This is a genomic window from Pseudomonas sp. ICMP 8385 (genome assembly GCF_002699915.1).
GTDB classification, from domain to species: domain Bacteria; phylum Pseudomonadota; class Gammaproteobacteria; order Pseudomonadales; family Pseudomonadaceae; genus Aquipseudomonas; species Aquipseudomonas gessardii.
The window spans coordinates 1-359 of sequence record NZ_LKBY01000036.1 but is presented as its reverse complement, the minus strand read 5'-3'; the positions used below and the strand labels follow the sequence as shown (position 1 = coordinate 359).

The following is a 359-nucleotide window of genomic DNA, read 5'->3' as shown; positions in this document are numbered from 1 at the left end:
CCGCCGCACAGCAAGCGCCGGCCCGCCAGGGCCCCCGCGTTGGGGCTTTCCAGCAACATGCGCCAGGTCGAGGGCGTGGCTTGCAGCAGCGTGATGCCCTGCTCTTGCACCTGTTGCAGGATCAATTCGGGATCGCGCTGGGTGTCCTGGCTGGCCAGTACCACACGGGCGCCGACCAGCAACGGCNCAACGGCGCGTACAGCTCCAGGCCGAAGATGTCGAAGGAGAACGTGGTCAGCGACAGCAGGCGATCCTGCGCAGCGATCCCCGGCGCGGCGGCCATGCTGACGATGAAGTTGGTCAGCGCGCCATGGCGCACCATCACGCCCTTGGGCTTGCCGGTGGAGCCGGAGGTGTAG

General features: G+C 68.2%; 1 pseudogene. It reads right to left on the bottom strand.

Annotation, left to right across the window (positions count from 1 at the left end):
• Nucleotides 1-359, bottom strand: a pseudogene (locus AO268_RS06160) (AMP-binding protein); the annotation flags it as partial.